We start from the raw sequence: 20,304 nt of genomic DNA, 5'->3' as shown, positions 1-20,304 counted from the left end.
ATTATCCTCCAGGTCAGTTTAATTGGTCTCGATGGCAGCGAATATTTCATGGATATTGTCATCCGGATCGGCGAAAAATCCAGTGCGTTGTCCCCACGGCATGTCGGTCGGCGGTTTAATTCCTGTGGCACCGCTCTGCACCAAGCGCCGGTATTCTTTATCCACTTCTTCAGGTAAATCCACATGGAAGGCCAGCTCAAACGCGTGGCCGGATGCTGTTCGATTATAGCTGTCGGCCCCGGTCGCTTGGGCCATTACTGATCGGTCACAGATGGCAAACCGAACTCCCGGACTCTCGAATTCGCAGTATTGGTCCATCTTCAGTTTAGTCGTAAACCCTATTACATCCTGATAAAACTTAGACATCTTCCCGAAATTGTCAGTCAAAATAGTGATGAGTGCAATTGTTAGCTTCATTAGTGCTCCACTGGTTGATGAGTATTGACCTTTACTGATGATGCCCTCCGAAAACCAATCCGATACTTAAAATTCATCAATTAACTCAACTTTGCGCAATTTTTCCTGCATGGCTTCCTGGTGTTCTTCCAGTACGACAATCGCTTCTTGAATATCATCACCTCCAACATAGCGCAACTCTGCGTAGAGCGGAAAATGGTCGGAGCCGATGTATTGCAACCGCCTGAATGTCTGAATCCTGAAATGGTGTGAATGAAATATATGATCGAGCGGGAAGCGAAAAAACGGATATCCTGCATGATAGGTACTGTACAAGCCCCGGCCGACCCTGGGGTCAAGCAGTCCGCTGATTCGCTGGAACAGCGTGGTGGTATACGACCATGCCACGTCGTTAAAGTCGCCTGTGACGATGGCCGGTAAATCTGACTTCGAAACCTCCCGAGCGACAGCTAACAGCTCTGCATCGCGATGAGTGGTGTTCGGATTCTTTCCGTGGCCCGGTGGCCGGGGATGGACACAATGGAGCTGAACTCTGCCGCCTCCCGGCAAAACGACCTTAGCATGGATGGACGGAATGTCGGACTCCGCTAACAATTTTACCTCCACTTCCTCCAGCGGCAGTTTGGAATAGAGGAGCATACCGTAGGTATTCTCAAGCGGATAGAGTACATAGTCGGAAAACAGGTCTTCGGTTTCCCGCAATTCCTCTTCCCACCATGTGTCGGCTTCCAATATCAGGTGCACATCCGGATTTACCCTTGTCAGGAGTTCACGATACAGATCGCCGTTCCGGTTTGTCATGAGAATATTGGTCACCAGGAGGCTGATGGTCTCCCCGATCTCACCATCCCTGGGATTCAGTACCTGCTTTTTCCACAACGATGTATACGGCAACATATGGATAATTTGATAGACCATCGCAATTGCTAACAGCCCCATAAATATATTGTCGGGAATATTTCTCCGATCCCACCATGGTATAAACGCAATCAGAAGGGCGAGCGCAATCACAATGATTTGTATCCGGGGGAAATCGAAGATCCGAATCCACCAGGCATCCCGATCCAAGATCGGAATAATCGTAGACAAAATCGCCATGCACCCCAGAATTATGACCACTATCATCATTGGAATATCCAGGTTAAAACTATCGATTGGAATTACGGGAAAATACGGTAAAACAGGGAAGAAATGGAAGCTGAAAGACGGACTGAGGACTCCAGACGCCCGACCGGTTTTAATAGTAACACTGTCACACGGTTTTTTTATTAAAATACCCTGATACTGAATTTTTGTAACCTTCTCCCTTTTCGTCAATCAAAAGACCAAGAGATAACCAAAAACCGGACACTAACTGCTGGGAGGCAGCATGACTGAACATTTAACAAAACAGGATTTTTTAACCAAGGTTTTCAACTTTGAAGAAAATGAAGAATGGGAATATGAAGGAGACGTCCCCGCAATTATAGATTTCTGGGCGGACTGGTGTGCGCCGTGTAAGGCGGTAGCTCCCGTCCTTGAGGAACTGTCCGAGGAATATGAGGGGCAGCTGAAGGTGTACAAGGTGAATACCGAACAGGAACAGGAACTTGCTTCCGTTTTTGGAATCCGGAGTATTCCATCCTTACTCTTCGTACCGACCGAAGGACAACCACAGATGGCGACTGGCGCCCTGCCGAAGGAAACCTTCGTGCAGGCTATTAACGATGTATTCGGGATTCAACCGGTCACCGAGATGGCAAATTAAGCCACATAATTAAAATCCCCCTGCCAATTGTATTACTCTAATTGGCAAAAAGATAACCGCCGGATCCAGACCGTTTGGATTCGGCGGTTTTTTCATTAGATCTGGTACCAGAGTGTTAAACTCCTAAAAACTTTCTGCCTAATCTCTGGTAAGATAGGGGCATCGGCAGTAATACGAATATCCGAACGAAAGTGCATACTCACATTCACCGTCCCTGTCGGAATTACATTCGTAAAGCCCCGAAATTCCAGAGCGCACTGCCTGACACACTACTTCCTTACCGCACTGAGCCAAGAGGGGTTCCCGATCGGATTTGGGAGTCTCGTGAGACTGGTTGTGCATTTTTCCGCTCCAATTAACAAGGAAAGAATTGGGTTATTACTGCTTGCATACAGTTCTAATATATCGTATTCCGGAGCGAATAAGCCAGGAAAAATCGTTTTATGAGCGTTTTTATTGTCAAAAATGAACCCGGACAATCCAGAGTTGCTTGACGAACAGCGACATACCCTTCCGCGTTATCTTAGACGGCTACCAAAGATTGCTGTATCTTTCGGAGTCTAATGCATTTGTTTGATTCGCGGTAGTGAGTCAAACTTTCTCAGGAAAAGTCTACCGTCTTTGTGAAACGGGCCTGCGTCATTCAGATGTCCGGTTCAGCCTTCCACTGATGCCAATTCTGGTGGAACTTGATTCCGACGTTCTGAAATTCACGGGTTAACCCCTTTCTGATATCGGTCTTCAAGCTCCAGGCGTCCGGCGGCGAATCCGCCCAGGCGGCCACCCAGCACTTCAGGCTGTCCTTATCCATTCCCATCGTCCAGAACCGGGGCTCTTCGTATCCTGCACAGAATTCGCTCCCTCTGGCGACATCTCTGGCAATAGTTTCCACCTGTTCAAGATCCGCTTCCGGCGACACCCAAAACTCCACGTGCTCCCAGATATACTGATCGGTGATGGTATAATTAATAAAATCTTTGCTGAGCATTTTGCTGTTCGGGATAATGTGCCGGCGCCAGTCCCAGAGTTTGATAATGGTATGAGTGGGCGTGATATCCTCCACCGTGCCGTAACTGTCATCGATAACGATGGTGTCTCCGGTCCGCAATTGTCGGGAAAGCGAAATGACGATCCCCGAGATCAGGTTTTCCACAAACGGACGGGCTGCAATTCCAATGATGACAGCCGTTGCGGCAGCCAATCCGGAAACCAGCGTTGCGGGAATGCTCCCGAGAAACGGAAAGAGCAGCGCCACCACCCAGACAATAAAGACTGTAATCAGGAACGTTCGGCGGATGACTGTATAGCGGGCCTGCATACTTTCCTGGGCATTTTCTCTAGCCGAGGTCACCGAATTCCGTAAAGGCGTCTCGGTTTCTACCGGGTTGAATCCTTCAACCCGGTCTAACCTGGTAAGGCGCCGTGACTCCAGACTGGAAAAGTACCGGCGCAGCCACCACAAGATCAGTATGCCTGCGGGCACGATGACTGATAAATATATTATGAGCGTGTGATTATCCACTGCAGTCGTAATAGTTTAATTCCGGGGTTCATGTACAATTTCCGGCAATTGCTCCGGAGTGATTTCTGTGAAATCGGAAATAACGAAAGCAGTAGCCGCCATCTCTTCTCTGGAATGCGTGGTTGTCACGCCTATCACCGTGCCGCCGGCACGGCGACCGGCCTCAATTCCGGAGACGGAATCCTCAAAAATTATACAATCTTCCGGTCTCATCCCTAATGCCCAGGCACTTTTCAGATACATCTCGGGGTGGGGCTTCCCATGCGTCACGTCTTCCGCCTGCAGGACTACCTCGAAATATTCACGTAATCCGGTTTGATTCAGCACCCAGTCCGCATTTACCTGTGGGGCCGATGTTCCGACGGCCATCGGGACCTGCATTCCCTGCAACGAATCCAAAAATTCTTGCAAACCGGGCAGCGGTCGGATATCGCCGGCAAATATCTCCCGGAAAATGGCCTCTTTCTCGTCGATATATTCGGCTATCTGCTCTTCGGTAATACCGTTGAAGGTATTCCGGAGCCAGTCTCGGTTGGTTCGTCCATACACCTTTTCCCGCAATTCGTTGTCGGACAGGGATTGATCATGACGCTGAAGAAACCGCTGGATCGCCTCCTTGTGGGCGGGATTGCTATCGACTATCACGCCATCCATATCAAAGATAACGGCAAATTTTCTCCGTTCCATTTTCATAAGTAGCAAATATAATTACCCACTGAGGAAATTGACAGCTGTGAAGTGTTACTTCAGCCCGTTCTCTTCCGCCTGACCGCGATGAACAGTAATACACCGAGCAACACCAAGGCCCCCAGCACAATGCCGATCCCCCACCAATTCAGCAGACGGGATTCGGCCCACATGACCTTGTCGCGGAACTCGAAGACTCCGCCCTCAAACTGCCAGAGGGCCATATTCCCCTCCAGGGATTTGGCATTGGTATCCATGAGTAATCCGGGCATCACCACCCGGTTCGTGAAATCGTCCAACGCCAGGTCGGTCAACCGTTCAATAACCGTTTCAATCCGCTTATATACTTGATCGACCGTGTCAGCGAGTTCCCACACCTGGTCAGTACCAAGATACTCAGAAAAGATCTCCAGGAGGTCATCTGTGCTGTCAGCCTCCTCAATTACCGTAATCAAAAGAGTATCCCTGTATTGTGCCAATGTTTCCGTATTTATTTCCGTAAGCTGCTTTTGTTTTGCACCAACTATTAGCGCATTTTCCATCTCTGCATAGAGATTGTGAGCCCGCCACTCATCGACACGCTCCTCGATTTCCGTGCTATCATCCCCGGCAGTGTATTGTTGTATCTCAATCTCGCTGAGGTACTCGGCGATCGGAATATGAGAGAGCGGATTGTACCGGCCATAGATCTCTTCATATCGCAGATACCGAAAGAATAGTCCGAATCCGGAGCGTAACTCAATCGTCACAGGTACATTTACTCCGGAATTTGATTGCATTGGATACTCCTCCTGAAGTGCCGAAACCGCCGGAAACTTCTTTGTTGCGGCATAAACATCCACGCTGTCTTTCCCTTCGGTAGTGCGGGTTATCGTCCAGGTGCTGTCGCCGGGTATCGGAAATACGCTACTTTCGGGGTCACTGGATACTTCAACAGTCCGCTCACAGGAGCCATCGGATAATATCCGGGTAGTGGTGGTGATTTCCCTGCAATTGGATAACGCGAGCAGCGTTGCCGTCAATGTTATGATGACGCTGATCTTTTTTAATCCAGCCATGAGATATCCTCCTGTTCCGCGAAGCGGCGGAGTTGGTCTGTGGAAAATCGTCTCCGCAACAGTTCGGTTTCAATTCCTGCCCGCTCCAGGAGCCGGCGTTCGGCAGGAGAGATGCCTCTGCTTACTATAGACGCCAAACTCCGATTATTTATTTCTGCCGGCAGTTGATTTGGTACATCGTTTCTCAGCTGTTTCGGTAATAATCCCAGCAAGTCTTCCAGGGAGAGTTCGGTCAGTGAAACATTTGCCGGTTCCATCGCCTGCAGCGCCCGGTACCAGTCCGGCGCTTGCAACTGAGACGGTTCCCTTTGCGTTGACATCCGGTCCTCCAGCGCCGTGAGTTTTTTTATAAGGAGCGTCTGCTCAGCCAGGAAGATGGCGATGAAAAATACCACAGTACCTGCGAACGCAATCCGGATCTTTCGAACGGTCAATCGACTGAGAAGTCGATCAAATATCGAAGTGCGGACGGGTCGCCCTCTCTTCTTTGGAATGGAGTGCATTATCCTGGAGTGGAGATGATCCGGATTTTCCGGTGTAAGCACGCTTGCTCTGAAGAGATTAATTAACTCTGCTATCTCCGAAATGTTATCTGATTCAGCCAAACATGTCGGACAGGAGTCAAGATGATCCCGGAGTAATTTCCGTGGCTCGTCATGAAGTTCATCGTCCCGATAGAGATACAAGTACTGCTGTATTTCGTTACATTTCATTGGTCTGTTCACTGTTTCATAAGTTGACGATATCGCTCGCGAAGAGCACGTCGGGCATAATAGAGATTGCTCTTCACCGCATTCTCCGAGATGGCCAAAATTTCCGCCGTCTCAAAAACAGACAGATCCTGCACGTCCCGCAGGATAAAGACCAGCCGCTGCTGTACCGGTAATCCGCTGGCCAGGCATTTCAATTGCACTATCGTATCAGCGGTATTGGCTGAATTTCTGGGAGCGTGTTGTAACTCGGAAATATCGACGCTGTCCTTCCCTCTAAGCTCTGTGTCACGCTGACGTCTCCGAAGCATATCATAGCAGATATTGGTCACGATAGTATACAGCCAGGTCGTAAATTTTCTCTCCGGATCATAGGAGGCGAAATTCTTCCAAATCCGGAGAAAGCACTCCTGCACTGCGTCCTCCGCGTCTTCCGCATTCCACAGCAGCCGTATGGCGAGAGAATAGGCATAGGATTGGTATTGCTTCACGATCTCCGAAAAGGCGTTGGTGTTCCCGTTTCGGCAACGGTGCAACAGTGTGCGTTCATAGGTTGATTTGGAGGTGGTCATCGGTTTTCAGGGTACAGCCGGTGAAAAGCGAATTTTATTTATGATACGATGAAACGGGAGAAAGGTTAAAGAGAAATGTGATCTTGCGATAGTTTTCCGGCGATGAGATGTCGCAATCCTGTCACGGGACAGGTTCCGAAGACAATTTCTCCATTGCGGATCTGTTGGATTACTGAGAGGATCGGTTAATCTTCAGTGTTAGCCATCTGACGCTCAATTTCCGCAATGCGTTTTTCCGCCCGATCCCGGAAATCAGAAAGTGGAAAATCGTTTACGAGGCGGGTAAGAAGTTCATGCGCTTTTTCGAGATCCCTGTTATCATTGAAAAAATTTCCGTGCAGGGATCCCATATGATACAGGGCATCGGCCCTGTACTCGGATTTGAGTGTCGAATCCTCGTACACCCGATGTATATAAATGTATGGCTTTTTGAAATTCCTGTTTAGATGCCAGGTGGCGGGCGCGTTCCAGCGTATCTTCGGTCTTGTTGGAATAAATTGAGAAACTGGTACTTCTCTCTTCGCTCCCATCAGGATTTTCACGGTGCACTGGCCCGTCCTTAACAAAATGGAGTCCACAAGCGGTAAGGAATAGTAGAGTGCTGCTAAGCAGGATCACTTTTTTCATCGGATATCCTCCTGTTTTACTGACTTCGGAGAATCGAACACCAAAGTGTATATATAAAATAATGAAATTCGATACGCCGCCCAACCCAATTGTTTGGGATATCTCATCCTAAAGGTACCACGATTGCAAATGTCAGGAATCTTTTCAATTCCTCATAAATGGCGAATTCTGTCAGACTATACTTTGATCCTGCATACTTTCATCGATAAAAAACCCAAAGACAAAAACCAGGGAAAATAGTCCGAGGACTACGAAACCGGACATACTAATGGTATTATGCACAAGCAAGAGAATCCCCAGTGCAAACAGCCCAACAGCAAAGCAGAAATTACTCCAGGGATTTTTACCCCATTCTTTGCCCGGTTCGGCTTTTTTCACCGTCAGCATATAGATGCCGATTAACCCGTACAAACCACTAACAAACATCATCGCTGCCAATGGTACGTAAAGATTCAAATCGAGCCCAAATATACTCTGTAGCAGAAAGCCAACCAGTCCTACGAAGCCAAAAGTGCTGAATACCGCTATAATCCAAGATCGTTCCAGGATACTTTTCATCTAATCCTCCGGGGAAATCCTACAAATCGTGTGGTAATGGTGACCATCCGTAAAATATGGAATTGGCAGTAGAATCCATGAGTTAGCGAATTCAACTCAACCGATTTCTGAGCTGCAAATCGTTGGATATTTACTACGAGATGAACCGAATGTCAAATAAAATCTGGGAATATTCATCAATTTGTGCCTCTTTATGCCGATAATTGCACACATGTAATACGATTCCGGGAAGCTGGTCTCCCTGGCATTGTTCCTTAAAACCGTTGACAGATATAAATCAGTGGTTGTGTTGCCCGTTGCCCAATTCGGAGGTCAGTTTGTCCCACTTTTCCCGGCGAAAATATCCTGCATATTGTCCGGCCTTCATTAGCGGACTCATCACAAACTCAAGATTCCCCTGAAATTCCTCCGCAATATCCGACCACTTTTTGTGCAATTCGGCATATTGTTGTTGCTCCTCAAGTTTCACCACATAGGTGGTTTTCAGCAGCTTGACGATATTGAAACCGTCCAGGCAAACCTTCAGCCGGTCGTTGATTTCGTCCCACTTTTCACCCTGAATGTATATTTCCCACGATACGATAAAATGAAACATCTGCTCTTATTCACCCTCCGTTTGCATGAGCGGATAACTGTCAAATCCAACGAGTTGGCATTCCGGTTGTGGCACAATGCCGTACTCTTCATTGACCATGCGTTGCATAGTCCGGGCAAGTTTAATCACATCCTCAGATTTAGCAACTTCGTTGGTGACAAGCATATTGGCATGTTTTGATGAGATTCGAGCCCCTCCTACCTGCAGTGCCCCTTTCACGCCAAGTTTGTCCAAATAGTACGCCACATAAAGCATGGGCTCACCATCTATCGTCAGTGTCACTTCCCCCGGATGGAAATTCCGGAAAAAACTCCCACAGGTATTGGAATCCGGATACCGGCGATCCCGATGCCGGATAATCTCGTCACGACGGCCACGAGCATATGCGCTTTCGGTTTCCGAAACCCGCCGTAGGCGAAACGTCGCATCTATCAAATAATGCTCATCATCGTGCAGGCGGGATTCGTCATACCCAAACCGGAACCAATCGAGATCTTTCTCCTCGATCTCTCCTGTTTTTTTATCGATGACCGTGCCCCGGTCAAAAAAATCAGCCAGCAGATACTCAAAATAATGGAGATTGATATAGACCGCTCCACCGACGGTTCCGGGGATACCGCTAAAATCTTCCAGACCGATGCAATTTCGCTCCAGGCAATAATCGATAAGGGTTTGCATACTTACACCACTGCCCGCTCTGATCAATACTTCGTCCCTATCCTCGGAGAGGATTTTGATATCGGTATTGTTCGGGTGTACGACCAGACCTGGGAATCCGGCGTCACTCACCAGGATATTAGCACCTTCTCCAAGGAAAAAGAGCGGGAAATTCTTCTCCAGCGCGAATGTAAGAGCCCTGGAAAAATCGGCCGAATTCTGCGGTTCACAATAATACTCGGCGGGGCCGCCGGTGCGAAACCAATTCCGTTCTCTGAGCGCTATATTTTCATGTATCTCCATAGAAGGAAATATACAAAGAAAACCCGGACGATTGCAGCGGTTTTCTTACATGAAACACTATCAGCGTAACACATATTTTTTGGCAGTGCGGATAATTTTGTAGATAGATACTCCATTACCGACTCAACTCAGAGTACCTATGGACCTAGCACCCGTTCAATTGCCTCTCTGGTCATAGGGTGATAGCCGGATTTGGCAGACTCGTAAATGAGCTGTGCCCGGGCTGCACCGACTTTTGTTGAAGCGAGCGCCCGATACACTGGTCTGATGAGGCTAATCCGGCCGACAGTCAATAAATATTCTCGTATTGCCGTATATGCCTTTCCATAGCCACTGTGGATTGCAAGCTGATACCACTCCCGCTGGATTCTTGCATTTGCGGACTCCGTAAGACCAAACGCTTCATCCAGTACGGCCATCTGTTCCATGGAGAGAGTATCCGGAAGGCGGCTGAAAAAATAATCCCAGTGACGCGCCGTCCATCCGCTGGTATCAATGACGGAGGCATCGGTCTCTTCCAAATACTGCTTAGCATTATTGGCCACCCTTTCCAGCTCCGGCGATGAAACCACCGGACAATTCGCCGGTATCCCGGGCTCATAGATCCACTCACGGATGTAAAGTTCACGCTCCAGGGCGGAATTATTGTTCAGTAGGTGTTCCCTGAGATATTCCAAAAAACCTTCAGTGGTCACCGACTGAAATCTGTGGGTTTTAAAATAGTCTTCAAGAAATGCATCAAATCGACGCCGACCGAACTCCTCTTCCAGCATCCGGAGAAAAAACATGCCTTTGACATAGGGTATCCAGTTATAAAAATCCGCCGGATCCCGGGCGCCATACTCTCTTTTCAATGCCGTCGCAGAGTTTTCAGGTCCTATTCTCTGTACGGCTGCCTGGAGCCCGTCGTAATCAAGTTTTGTAAGCATGCTGGCGTACGCTCGCCCTTTTGTTGCTTCGGTAATCCGCCGTTCAAAATAAGTGGTAAACCCTTCGTTTAGCCAGAAGTCATTCCAGGTGGCGTTGGTAACCAAATTACCGGACCAGGCATGCGCCAGTTCATGTGCTATAACCGAAACCAGTGACCGGTCGCCGGTAATTATTGTCGGTGTAGCAAACGTCAACCTTGGGTTTTCCATACCCCCAAACGGGAAGCTTGGTGGAAGGGTCAGGATATCAAACTGCTCCCACTGATACGGTCCGTACAAGTCTTCAGCTACTTTCACCATCTTTCCGGTTCCGGAAAATTCCCGGGCGGCCTTTTCCACTAAGGCGGGCTCGGCATACACTCCCGCTCGTTCGCCGAGGACCCGATATTCAAGTTTTCCGACTGCCAGGGCCATCAAATATGACGGTATCGGTTGTGGCATTTCGAAGTGATATATTCCGCTGCTATCAATAGTTTGCCGGTTTTCCGCTGCCATCAACGCCAGATACCCCTTAGGCACAGTGATAGTCGCCGAATAAGTCATCCGGACACCAGGCGAATCCTGCAGCGGGATCCAGGATCGGGCCTCTATAAATTGGGATTGACTGTACAGAAATGGTGCCGAGCCGCCGGCGGTCTGCTCGGGAGAACACCACTGTAACGCCCCCGCATCATCGCTGGTCTCGTAATACACGGTTACCATCTCTGTCTCCGGCGTAATAAGTATCTGGAGTGGTCGCCCAAGGTGTAGCACATACTCACCCAGAGAATACTGCACCGGCTGCCCGGATTCTCCAGTGGTGACTTTTTGAATTTTGAGGCCCCGGGAATCCAGGATGAGCGTGTCCGTGCCGGTGAGATTGTTCAAACTGAGCGTGACATGACCCCGGAGGACTTTTTTTTCGAAATCCACATCCAAATGTAGATCGAGGTGTGTTATCCGAACGTCTTTAATGTTTGCCAGCGAGGCCGGATCGTCCACTGGTTTCGCAACCAGTACCGTGACGGCAACCGTTAACCAAATTCCGGCAAGGAGAAATCGCAAACGTTTCATGGAATGTATCCGTGGGGCGTATTAATGAACGGAATTATAAAAAAGTAGGATGATCGATGCTGGATTTCCACCAATATTCAGGAAGATAATCCTCGTACTTGCAAAAATTCTGATTTGCAGAAGGTGGAAGGTTGAAGAAATATATAAGTATTGTGTTCTGTCAGTACAACGAATTCAGGGAACCGGGAATTTGTCTATTTATAATATGAAACACACCGAGTCACTCAAGCACATATCGAAATGTAATTATCCCCTCCACTGCACGCTGTTCAGCACTGGGGGGCAGCGGGTTGAACCGCCATTCTTTCAGAGCATCCAGAGTGAGCGCCTCCAGCTCGGGATAGTCCTTCTGTACCGGGATCATCTGGCCAACCCTGCCGTCGGGCGTCACTGTAAATCTGATACGAATCACCGCCTCACGCTGGAGATCCTGCGGGTACTCGGGAATAGTTTTGCTCAGGATGGAGCGCTCCGCAGCTTCTCCGGTGATCTGAAACGGCTGCTCGCCGGATGGACCGCCGACTTCAGTCGTAGGTGCTACCCCTTCATCTTGCAGGTCCATCTGCTGCGGATTCGCTGAGAGCTTTTCGCCCTCTGCCTCTCTGTTGGAGACATCCCCGGCTTTCCGTTCCTCGTATACATCAGCGCGCATGGGTAACCGTTCGGTTCCCGTATCCCGGTTAAGTTTTTCGGAATTGCGTCTCACTATCTCCGGGTCCTCTTCCTCCTGCATACGGCGTTCCGGCAGATTTACCGGCGGCGCTTGTGGTGCGGCGGCCTGGGTCTGGGAGACCTCCGGCTCAGCGGGTTCTTCCTGTTCAGCCTCCTGCGCCTCCTGCTCAGGTGGTTCTGGTGTCACCTGTTCACGCTGCGTTGTTCGCGGTGCCGGGGTGGGCGTCGACGACTCCTGCTGGCTTGCAACAAAATTAATTTCTGCGTATTCCGGGCGCTCAACGTCCATGCCGATTTTCATCAGCATCAGGAGCAGAAGTATCAGGATATGCAGTACCCCTGAGGCCGCAATAGTCTTTCGCAAATCCGCAAAAATATCTATAAAAGTCTGCTTCATCTGTTTCTGTGCTACATTCCCTTTTGAGTTGCAATCATAAACCGCTCTGCGCCGGCCAGCTTGGCGACATCAATGATTTCAATGGTTTTGTCCAGAGAAAGGTCTCTGTCAGCGCGGATAATTACAAGTCGATCCGGATTTTCAGAGAGTAAGGTTCGAAGCCGCTGGCCCAGGTCATCTCTGGAAATCAGCTTTTGGTTCAGGAAAATCTGATCGTTGTTCGTAACCGTCAGAAAGATGCGCGATTCGTTGGCCTGCTGACCGGACGCCGCCTTGGGAAGACGCACCTTGATACCGGGCTGCACCACGAACGACGAGGTCAGCATAAAGAATATCAGTAAGAGCAAGACGATGTCCGTCAGCGAAATCGCTGAGAACATCACCATGCGTTTTTTATTCGTCTCTATCTTCATCCTCGGCCTCCCTCTCCAGCAGGATATCCAGGAGATTACTGGAACTTTCCTGCATTTCGAAGACGTGATGTTCTACCTTCCCTTGCAGCCAGTTGTAGAAGATGAGCGACGGTATACCGACACTCAGGCCCGCTGCAGTCGTAATCAGTGCCTCCCAGATCCCTCCGGCCAGCACGCTGGCATCTACGTTTCCGCCCAGAGTTTGGATCTGGATAAACGCCCTGATCATCCCGGTCACCGTTCCCAAAAATCCAATAAGCGGCGCAATAGCTGCGATAGTACCCAGGACACCAAGATACCGTTCAAGATGGTAGACTTCGGATTCGGCCGCGCTTTCGATGGCGTCCTTAATCTCTTCTCTTGAACGATTATGCTTTTTGAGCCCCGCCTTGGTAATGGCTGCGACCGGTCCCGGAGTTGCCTCACAGGTCCGGATTGCCTCATCCACCCGCTCACGCATCAGCAGATTATGGACCCGACTAATAAACGCATCCGCATTAATCCTGATTTTGCGGAGTGATACGAGTCGCTCCACGAGTATGGCTACCGCAATTATCGACGCAAGTCCGATGGGAATCATCAGCCAGCCGCCTTTAGTGAGTATCTCAAATATGGACATGTATGCCTCCTGTTCAATCCAGCATGTCAGTTAAAATGTCGCCTGTACACCCAGGAGAATCCGGAACCGTCTCGCCGGATAGTTCTCCCATGAGTTATACTTCTGATTTAGTAAATTATTGACCTGAAAAAACGCAGTATAATGCTTTCCGAAATCTCTCGAAAGGGTGCTGTTGAGTTGCCAATATGGTTCCAGAGTAGTACTGCCTGTCAAATCTACATACCGCTCCCCGCTGTAAGTACTTTCTACCTGCAGAGTCAGTTCCTTCGGCAACTGGAAATCCGCTCTGATCGGAACTTCCAACCGGGGGCGGTACGGAATTGCATCATCAATCGCTATACCGGCATCATCATAAAATGTGGTATATATTTCCAGCGAGGCGATGAGCTGCACCCAATCCGCCGGGGTAGTTTCTGCGTCAAATCCAAAGGCAACGATTTCCACGCCGTTTATCTCCCGGAGCCGGAACATCCCGCTTTGACTGAGTTCCCAATACTGTAAGACTTTCATGTTGGTATAATCCAGCCGACCATTCAACGCGAACTGTTCCGATAACTGAAGCGCTACGCTAAACTGCGCACCGAACCGTACCTCATCTGCCCGGAGCGGATATGCGTACGATGTAAACCTGTTCTCGCCGTATCGCCGGGAAAATGGCTCATATTGATAACCAGTATAGGCCCGGAGAGAAAATCCAAGATGGTTGTTCGGCACAAAATTCAGGCGCCCCCAGGGAGAAAATCGATTGCCGGTATTCACCGAATCGCTCCCGAAGGTTTGATACATAATACCGAAGGTCGACGTCCATTGGCCCGAAAACGGAATTTGTACTTCCAGTCCGACATTGTTTGAAATGGCAGTCATCTCGCCGGGGATATTTTCACGGCTGTACTGTTCACGCAGCATTTCGCCCATAATTAAAACCGGAAATCCGGCGTAATTGTCGGAATATTTACCGGTGACGGAGTACCAGAGGTCAGAGGCCCCGGCAATCCGGGTATTTCCCGTATCAGTTCGAGCGGACATTGAATGGAGTCGAAAATCGAATTCTGCGTTGCTGGACCGTGTGATGTCATATGAGAGCCTGGTCTCCAGATTCCCGGACGAAACCGATCGGATAGCATTGGTATCGAGCACTGTATACAATCCGGCAGATTCGCCGGCATATCCGCCACTGAGCCTAGTCCGCAGATCCTCAGCAAGCCCGAAATTCAAGTTAACATTTCCGCCGCCTTGCGTCTGGTGGCTGTTCCGAAATTCGCCGCCAGTATGGTCAAACCAGCCCGTACCCCGAACATCCCCGGTCTCCAGTTGTCTCCAATATTCAGCCGTCCCGGCCATAGAAAGATAGTTCCCCACATCCAGTCGTGTCCGGAACCGTTCATCGGTAATGGAGAGTTGCCGGTTAAATGACGGCTTCAGGGTCTGTTCCCGGAACCACGTAGAGATAGCGTCAGACGGCGCATCCGGTTTTACCAGAGAGGGCGAATCCGGTGCCAGCGATGCCTTGTTTTCTGAGGTCCGCACGGTGCGATTTTTTCCAAGAATGAGCACCTCGGGCAGTTCGAGTTCCGGTTCATTCGGACTGGGTTTCTGCATAGTAGTATCGCCGGCGACGGAATCATCAGGGGCTTCCATTCTGGTTGTCGGCGGGGTAACTTTATCCTGCGCAAAGCCCGCTGCAGCAAAAATTAACAAAGCAACGATTGTAATTGTCAGAAGTCTCATAACCCTATCACTCCCCCACCAGGGAGTTCAACCGCTCTTCGGCCTGATCCGCGTAGAGCGTATCGCCCGGAAAGTCCTGAATAATTGAGCGGTACAGCCGTCTGGCATCCCCATATTTCTCAAGCGTTTCATTACAGGAGGCGGCATTAAATACGCTCTTCACCACCCATTCTTTTTCGCTGCCGTAAAGGTACTTCGTCTTTAAATATTCCACGACCGCGGTTTCACAGTCACCGACCTGTTCCGCCGTTTGCCCCATCAGGAACTGGGCCTCGGCGGCGACCTCCGACGATGCGTTGTCAAGAACGGTACTGAGATACTGTTTAGCCGCATCGTATCGATTTTGCCCCAGAGCAGTTCGTGCCTGCCCAATACGTGCCAGATGCTTCAAGGAGGCGTCCCAGTCTTCCTGAATTATATTTCCGAAGAAAGTTTCGGCCTGCTGGTAATCGCCCGCTCTCAGGTTTGCCAGCCCCATTTTGTACGTGGCTAGTCCGGCATTATTATGCTCAGGAAAGGTATTCAGAATTCGCTCGTACCATGTGATGGCCTCGGCATAATTTTCACTGGCAAGTTCGATGTCGCCAGCATGCAGAAGCGCGTCCGGGGTACTTTCGGCATGGCGGCTCTCTTCCCATTGGTGTTCAAAAAAGGCCAGGGCAGAATCCGGCTTCCCGGCTTCTTCATACACCGTACCCATCTGGAAAAAGGCGTTTCTGGCGGTTTGCGTTCCACTATAGGTATTCAGGATGCGCTGATATTCCGCAAGTGCCGCCTCGTAATTCTGAAGGGTGGTAAAGTAGTCCGCTTTCCGGCTCAGGATTTCCGCCGCTTTGGAAGGCTCTTCCACACGCTGCACCAGGGAGTCCACAATAGCTAGTGAGCCACCGGCATTACCCTGCTGGATTAGCGACCACTGAAGTCCGGTAACCGCATCCGGAATATATTCACTCGCCGGGAAACGGTTGATAAATTCACGGTACCGGTCAACTGCATATTCAAATTCGCCAAGATTATAGTAAGCGTCTGCCATCGTGTAGAGCGCATCCTCCACAAAAGCGCTTTCGGGATGCTCCTGCATGAGTTTCTGGAAATCCCCGACTGATGTCTGATATTGGTTCGCCCGGAATGCTGCCCGGCCAGCCCAATAGACAGCCTCCGGTGCTTCATCTGCACCGGGGAACCGTTCCGCAACTGAGAGAAATTCCCTGCGCGCCCGAACATTTTCCCCAAGCCGGAGATAACACTGTCCGATCTGGAATTGTGCTTCGGCCTTCCTCGCCTGATTGCTGCTCTGCTCGCGAACGGACGTATATGCATCAATGGCTTTTGAATATTGTCTGGCGTTAAACAGTGCATCGCCCTGCCGAAAGCGTGCATCGATAGTAATGGACGGATCTTCGGACTGACTTGCTGCCGCAGCGAACGCTTCTGCCGCATCTGTAAACTGGTTCAGGTTCATCGCCGAATAACCCAGACCATACCATGCATCACTTAGGTTATCCGACTCCGGGTAATTACGAATAAACATATTATAGGCCGAATAGGCTCTCTTATAATCCCGGGCATTATAAAGGGCTTCCGCACGCCAAAAGGCGGCGTTTCCAGTATATTCACTTTCAGGATATTTCTTTAACACCATCCCGAAAGCCTCAGCGGCGTCCGAAAAATTGTTTTCCCGGAAAAGCGCCCAGCCCAACCGATAGGTGGCCCGGGCCACAATGCCTGAAACGCTGTAGGTCTCTCTGGTATGGGTGTAGGCTTCCCTGGCCTTTATAAATTCATTCATGGCAAAATAGCACTCGCCGATCATCACCGCAGCCTCACTCGCCAGCGTAGAATTCGGATAACGCTCCTCCAAACGCTGAAAATGCTCCAGAGCCGATTGGTACCGCTCATCCTCAAAATCGATGGAGGCATATTCGTACAGCGCATTCGGGGCGTCATCGGACTGCGGATATCCTGCAAATACGGTATTGAACGCTTCCTTTGCATTCTGTCGATCCCCGGCCAACAGGTAATTCCGGCCGGACTGAAAATAGGCTGACGCAGCCAGTGTATCACTTCGGGTAACCGATTCAACCTGACCAAACGCTGCTGCTGCTTCGGGATGCTGTTCCAACTGAAAATACGTCCAGCCGATGCTGTACTGGGCGTCATCAGCAAAAGGATTGCCGGATAGCTCAGCAGCCTCCTGATAGGCTGTCAACGCTTTCTCATACTGTTCCAGATCATAATACGATTCACCCACAAAATATTGCCCTTCACCATGGAGGCGGTGATCGGGATACTTGTTGATGGCTTCTTCCAGAAGATTTATCGCGGCCTCATAGTCTCCTTTGCCGAACGCGGTAAATCCGATGCGGTACGCGGCGCGTTCCACCAACGGACTGTCCGGGTGATTGGCTATGACCTGCTGGTACGCGGACATAGCCTCTTCCCATTTTTTCATTTCCTCGTAGATGAACGCCGCGGAATACGCCGCATAATCTGCCAGCGAGGCATCCGGGAAATCCGTATAGACTTGCCGGTAATAGTCCAGTGATTCTCCAACCTTGCCGGTGCGATAAAGCGCCTCGGCATACCAGTAGAGTCCGCTGGGTTTGAGATCACTCTCCGGGAACTGGGTGAAAAATGTATCCAGTGTCTCCATTGCGCCCTGGTGCCGACCGGCATTTACCTGAGCTTCCCCAAGCCGAAACTGGGCCTTGTCACGAAATCCCACTGCCGGATATGTGTTCAGCAGTGTCTGGTATTCTTTGATCGCCTGTTCATATTTCTGGAGATGGAGATAAGATTCCGCCAGGAGAAATTGCGCCTGACCGGCATACTGACTGGACTCGTAATTTCCGAGGAAGGTTCGGAGCTGGGATGTCGCCAATTCATAGAGTTGGTCCTCGTACATCCCACGCGCAACGGCAAAATCTTTGCGGGCTGAATTTTCTGCGGAAGACTGTGCGGATAATTTTCCCGAAGTAAAAAGAAGCGTCAGGACTAATCCGGCTAGCACTAGCCGATATAAAAATTGGGACGCTTGCATCCTCGATTTCATTCCTTCATCCTGTCTAGTTTCTGGTTGCCACTTACGAAAATCGTGCATCTGACGGTTTTCGCACCACAAAGTTCCACTCATCCACCAGAAAATCGAGTTTTCACGCCCCACTTGTTCGACCGGTAATATAAGACGGATTTTGAGAAGCACAAATGAAGAAATTCACAACTATAATCTTAAGGTGTTAGAGTGTTTGGGTGTTTAGGTTCTCAGTAACCGGTAAACAACACACAATTGTCAATAAGTGAGGTGCTACCCGCCACGGCGGAGTGAGACGTAAAAAGTGATTCGCCGTGGAGTAGTAAGAACCAATAGTAAAACAGTGCATCGCTCTTGATAGTAGTCACCTCTTTAGAGGTTGTGTTGGCAGTTGTAAGTGTCGACGTTATCCTAATGGATTCGAACTTTCGGAAAGACAAAAGAGTTTGAAAAGTGAAACAACGTATAGTCTTTCTTCCTTTCCCATCTTATGTAAAAACCTGCTAAACCAGTCGAGAGTCCGTCAGGGGCCGGGGCGCCGCCTGGCTTGGTCGAACGAGCAGGGACTAGGTCTTGTCCAATACCTTGTAGCCTTTTCCTAATCTCCGGCAGTTAACTGAATAGCAGTTTGAAATAAAATAGCGGATTGGCAAGCTGCTTCCGGGGGACTTCATTTGCAAGCATTCCAGCGATTATATTACTCACCTCTTCACTGTTGGATGCCTTGTTAATCACGAAATTCAGGAGCGGCCGGAACCGCCCGAGCTTCTGGAGTTTGTGGCTGACCCTCAGCTCATCGCCAACCTCGGTCCAGAGCCGCTGATCGTATTGTGCGATAAAATCCTCGGTGAAATCGTTGGCAGAGATAGCTTCCTCCGCAACTTCCACCGCATATTTCGCCGAGTAGAGGGCATTGCCGATCCCTTCGCCGGTAAACGGATCAATCAGGCTGGCAGCATCGCCAAGGAGCATAAATCCGTTCCCGAATATCTTCCGGTGTTTGCTTCCGACCGGGAGATTCCAGCCCCGGGGGTCCTCCATTGGTTCAGCGTCGCCAAAGCGCTCCCGGAAGGCTTCACTTTCTATGGCATGGCGAAGCGCCACTTTCAGATCCACGTCCTGATCTTTGATATATTTGTGAAGCATACCGATACCGATATTGGCGTAGTCATCCTCCAGCGGGAAAATCCAGAAATAGCCCGGGAGGACTTCATCCACATAGTGCAACTCAATCTGATCCGTCAACCCCTTGACGCCTTTGTAGTACTGGCGGAGCGCCACCACCCAATGTTCAGGATCGTGATCGTAGAGCCCGGTTTTTCGCGCAACCAGGGAATTAAATCCATCCGCCCCGAAAACAATCTTCCCATGGAATTCGAATTCCTCACCGGATTCGGTATCCTTTCCCCGGACACCGACTAATCGACCGTTGTCTTCAATGACATCCTTCACAAGAAAATTTTGCCGAACATCTGTTGCAACCTGCTTCGCTTCCTGGAACAGGAAGTTGTCAAAGATCTCCCGGCGAATCACAAATCCGCTTGGCGTATTTTCAACCACATTCCGCTTGAAATCGATTTTTGCCCGGGTATTGGTGGGACTTCCGAACACCACGGACTGAATAAACGCGCCCGGCAGTTCGCTGACCTTATCGATGAGATCCAGCTCCTCGAGAATGGTAACCGATTTTCCGGAGAGTGCATCGCCGCATATTTTATCTCTGGGAAAAGAGGCTCTGTCCAGAAGCAATGTAGTGAGCCCCTTTCGCTTGGCGTACAATGCCGCGGTGGTTCCGGCCGGTCCGGCGCCCACAATAATGATGTCGTAGATTTGTCCGTTGGAATTGTTCATAGAATTTGACTCTTACTTGTATGAATGATTATTTACGCTCATAGGTTACAAAACTGAAGGCATAGGGGTGACCATTTTCCTCAAAATCCTCCCGCTCAACTTCCTCCCATTTCGAGGGGTCAATCTGCGGAAATCGGGTGTCACCTTCGAAATGTTCG

General features: G+C 49.8%; 20 protein-coding genes. 1 reads left to right on the top strand and 19 read right to left on the bottom strand.

Going from position 1 to position 20,304, the window contains the following annotated elements:
* Positions 1 to 18: 18 nt before the first annotated feature.
* Together K9N57_14505 and K9N57_14500 are read right to left on the bottom strand one after the other, a co-directional pair.
* The gene (locus K9N57_14505; GenBank protein ID MCF7805391.1) at positions 19 to 417 is read right to left on the bottom strand and encodes a VOC family protein; all 399 of its coding nucleotides are present in this window, start codon (positions 415 to 417) and stop codon (positions 19 to 21) included.
* A gap of 66 nt (positions 418 to 483) precedes the next feature.
* Positions 484 to 1,545, bottom strand: coding sequence for an endonuclease/exonuclease/phosphatase family protein (locus K9N57_14500; GenBank protein MCF7805390.1), 1,062 nt, complete (start codon positions 1,543 to 1,545; stop codon positions 484 to 486).
* Positions 1,546 to 1,786: 241 nt separating this feature from the next.
* Here K9N57_14500 and trxA point away from each other — a divergent pair, with 241 nt between their 5' ends.
* Positions 1,787 to 2,164 (top strand): thioredoxin, encoded by a 378-nt coding sequence (trxA, locus tag K9N57_14495; GenBank protein MCF7805389.1) that lies wholly within the window; start codon positions 1,787 to 1,789, stop codon positions 2,162 to 2,164.
* A 643-nt stretch (positions 2,165 to 2,807) separates the two neighbouring features.
* Here the strand turns inward: trxA and K9N57_14490 are convergent.
* The 17 genes from K9N57_14490 to K9N57_14410 all read right to left on the bottom strand — a co-directional run.
* Positions 2,808 to 3,647, bottom strand: coding sequence for a mechanosensitive ion channel family protein (locus K9N57_14490; GenBank protein ID MCF7805388.1), 840 nt, complete (start codon positions 3,645 to 3,647; stop codon positions 2,808 to 2,810).
* A gap of 54 nt (positions 3,648 to 3,701) precedes the next feature.
* A complete protein-coding gene (locus K9N57_14485) occupies positions 3,702 to 4,373 on the bottom strand; it encodes an HAD family phosphatase (GenBank protein MCF7805387.1) in 672 nt (223 codons plus the stop codon).
* A 59-nt stretch (positions 4,374 to 4,432) separates the two neighbouring features.
* Entirely contained in the window at positions 4,433 to 5,431 is a 999-nt protein-coding gene (locus K9N57_14480) for a hypothetical protein (protein ID MCF7805386.1), read from the bottom strand.
* Complete coding sequence (locus K9N57_14475; protein MCF7805385.1) at positions 5,419 to 6,144, bottom strand: zf-HC2 domain-containing protein; 726 nt, start codon at positions 6,142 to 6,144, stop codon at positions 5,419 to 5,421. Before K9N57_14475 ends, K9N57_14480 begins: the two co-directional genes overlap by 13 nt.
* Positions 6,145 to 6,152: 8 nt before the next feature.
* Positions 6,153 to 6,713: a sigma-70 family RNA polymerase sigma factor gene (locus tag K9N57_14470; GenBank protein MCF7805384.1), complete on the bottom strand. Its 561-nt coding sequence runs from the start codon at positions 6,711 to 6,713 to the stop codon at positions 6,153 to 6,155.
* A gap of 185 nt (positions 6,714 to 6,898) precedes the next feature.
* Positions 6,899 to 7,243 carry a hypothetical protein gene (locus tag K9N57_14465; protein MCF7805383.1) on the bottom strand — a complete coding sequence of 115 codons (345 nt, stop codon included), beginning with the start codon at positions 7,241 to 7,243 and terminating at the stop codon, positions 6,899 to 6,901.
* 268 nt (positions 7,244 to 7,511) lie between these two features.
* Positions 7,512 to 7,898: a hypothetical protein gene (locus K9N57_14460; GenBank protein MCF7805382.1), complete on the bottom strand. Its 387-nt coding sequence runs from the start codon at positions 7,896 to 7,898 to the stop codon at positions 7,512 to 7,514.
* Between the two features lie 277 nt (positions 7,899 to 8,175).
* Entirely contained in the window at positions 8,176 to 8,493 is a 318-nt protein-coding gene (locus tag K9N57_14455) for a hypothetical protein (protein ID MCF7805381.1), read from the bottom strand.
* 6 nt (positions 8,494 to 8,499) lie between these two features.
* Positions 8,500 to 9,453, bottom strand: a complete 954-nt coding sequence (murB, locus tag K9N57_14450; GenBank protein ID MCF7805380.1) for a UDP-N-acetylmuramate dehydrogenase — start codon at positions 9,451 to 9,453, stop codon at positions 8,500 to 8,502.
* 137 nt (positions 9,454 to 9,590) lie between these two features.
* Positions 9,591 to 11,435, bottom strand: coding sequence for a M1 family metallopeptidase (locus tag K9N57_14445; protein MCF7805379.1), 1,845 nt, complete (start codon positions 11,433 to 11,435; stop codon positions 9,591 to 9,593).
* A 220-nt stretch (positions 11,436 to 11,655) separates the two neighbouring features.
* Positions 11,656 to 12,504 carry an energy transducer TonB gene (locus K9N57_14440; GenBank protein ID MCF7805378.1) on the bottom strand — a complete coding sequence of 283 codons (849 nt, stop codon included), beginning with the start codon at positions 12,502 to 12,504 and terminating at the stop codon, positions 11,656 to 11,658.
* 11 nt (positions 12,505 to 12,515) lie between these two features.
* Positions 12,516 to 12,917, bottom strand: coding sequence for a biopolymer transporter ExbD (locus tag K9N57_14435; GenBank protein MCF7805377.1), 402 nt, complete (start codon positions 12,915 to 12,917; stop codon positions 12,516 to 12,518).
* Positions 12,898 to 13,536 (bottom strand): MotA/TolQ/ExbB proton channel family protein, encoded by a 639-nt coding sequence (locus tag K9N57_14430; GenBank protein ID MCF7805376.1) that lies wholly within the window; start codon positions 13,534 to 13,536, stop codon positions 12,898 to 12,900. Before K9N57_14430 ends, K9N57_14435 begins: the two co-directional genes overlap by 20 nt.
* Before the next feature lie 30 nt (positions 13,537 to 13,566).
* On the bottom strand, positions 13,567 to 15,264 hold the full coding sequence (locus K9N57_14425) for a TonB-dependent receptor (protein ID MCF7805375.1): 1,698 nt from the start codon (positions 15,262 to 15,264) through the stop codon (positions 13,567 to 13,569).
* A 7-nt stretch (positions 15,265 to 15,271) separates the two neighbouring features.
* Positions 15,272 to 18,304: a tetratricopeptide repeat protein gene (locus K9N57_14420; GenBank protein MCF7805374.1), complete on the bottom strand. Its 3,033-nt coding sequence runs from the start codon at positions 18,302 to 18,304 to the stop codon at positions 15,272 to 15,274.
* 603 nt (positions 18,305 to 18,907) lie between these two features.
* Positions 18,908 to 20,146 (bottom strand): NAD(P)/FAD-dependent oxidoreductase, encoded by a 1,239-nt coding sequence (locus tag K9N57_14415; GenBank protein MCF7805373.1) that lies wholly within the window; start codon positions 20,144 to 20,146, stop codon positions 18,908 to 18,910.
* Between the two features lie 28 nt (positions 20,147 to 20,174).
* Positions 20,175 to 20,304, bottom strand: a 130-nt coding sequence (locus tag K9N57_14410) for a dihydrofolate reductase (GenBank protein ID MCF7805372.1), incomplete at its 5' end; no start/stop codon positions are given.

This window comes from Candidatus Neomarinimicrobiota bacterium, from assembly GCA_021734025.1.
GTDB lineage: Bacteria > Fidelibacterota > JAANXI01 > JAANXI01 > JAANXI01 > JAANXI01.
The sequence above is the reverse complement of the archived record's forward strand: the minus strand, read 5'-3'. Positions and strand labels throughout refer to the sequence as shown.

Bases quoted from the DNA above. Each gene is read 5' to 3' on its own strand.
- K9N57_14455 (MCF7805381.1), bottom strand. From the start codon at position 8,493: ATGTTTCATTTTATCGTATCGTGGGAAATATACATTCAGGGTGAAAAG.
- K9N57_14500 (MCF7805390.1), bottom strand. From the start codon at position 1,545: ATGATGATAGTGGTCATAATTCTGGGGTGCATGGCGATTTTGTCTACG.
- K9N57_14460 (MCF7805382.1), bottom strand. From the start codon at position 7,898: ATGAAAAGTATCCTGGAACGATCTTGGATTATAGCGGTATTCAGCACT.
- K9N57_14415 (MCF7805373.1), bottom strand. From the start codon at position 20,146: ATGAACAATTCCAACGGACAAATCTACGACATCATTATTGTGGGCGCC.
- K9N57_14430 (MCF7805376.1), bottom strand. From the start codon at position 13,536: ATGTCCATATTTGAGATACTCACTAAAGGCGGCTGGCTGATGATTCCC.
- trxA (MCF7805389.1), top strand. From the start codon at position 1,787: ATGACTGAACATTTAACAAAACAGGATTTTTTAACCAAGGTTTTCAAC.
- murB (MCF7805380.1), bottom strand. From the start codon at position 9,453: ATGGAGATACATGAAAATATAGCGCTCAGAGAACGGAATTGGTTTCGC.
- K9N57_14485 (MCF7805387.1), bottom strand. From the start codon at position 4,373: ATGGAACGGAGAAAATTTGCCGTTATCTTTGATATGGATGGCGTGATA.
- K9N57_14440 (MCF7805378.1), bottom strand. From the start codon at position 12,504: ATGAAGCAGACTTTTATAGATATTTTTGCGGATTTGCGAAAGACTATT.
- K9N57_14480 (MCF7805386.1), bottom strand. From the start codon at position 5,431: ATGGCTGGATTAAAAAAGATCAGCGTCATCATAACATTGACGGCAACG.
- K9N57_14465 (MCF7805383.1), bottom strand. From the start codon at position 7,243: ATGGGAGCGAAGAGAGAAGTACCAGTTTCTCAATTTATTCCAACAAGA.
- K9N57_14475 (MCF7805385.1), bottom strand. From the start codon at position 6,144: ATGAAATGTAACGAAATACAGCAGTACTTGTATCTCTATCGGGACGAT.
- K9N57_14445 (MCF7805379.1), bottom strand. From the start codon at position 11,435: ATGAAACGTTTGCGATTTCTCCTTGCCGGAATTTGGTTAACGGTTGCC.
- K9N57_14425 (MCF7805375.1), bottom strand. From the start codon at position 15,264: ATGAGACTTCTGACAATTACAATCGTTGCTTTGTTAATTTTTGCTGCA.
- K9N57_14420 (MCF7805374.1), bottom strand. From the start codon at position 18,304: ATGCAAGCGTCCCAATTTTTATATCGGCTAGTGCTAGCCGGATTAGTC.
- K9N57_14470 (MCF7805384.1), bottom strand. From the start codon at position 6,713: ATGACCACCTCCAAATCAACCTATGAACGCACACTGTTGCACCGTTGC.
- K9N57_14505 (MCF7805391.1), bottom strand. From the start codon at position 417: ATGAAGCTAACAATTGCACTCATCACTATTTTGACTGACAATTTCGGG.
- K9N57_14435 (MCF7805377.1), bottom strand. From the start codon at position 12,917: ATGAAGATAGAGACGAATAAAAAACGCATGGTGATGTTCTCAGCGATT.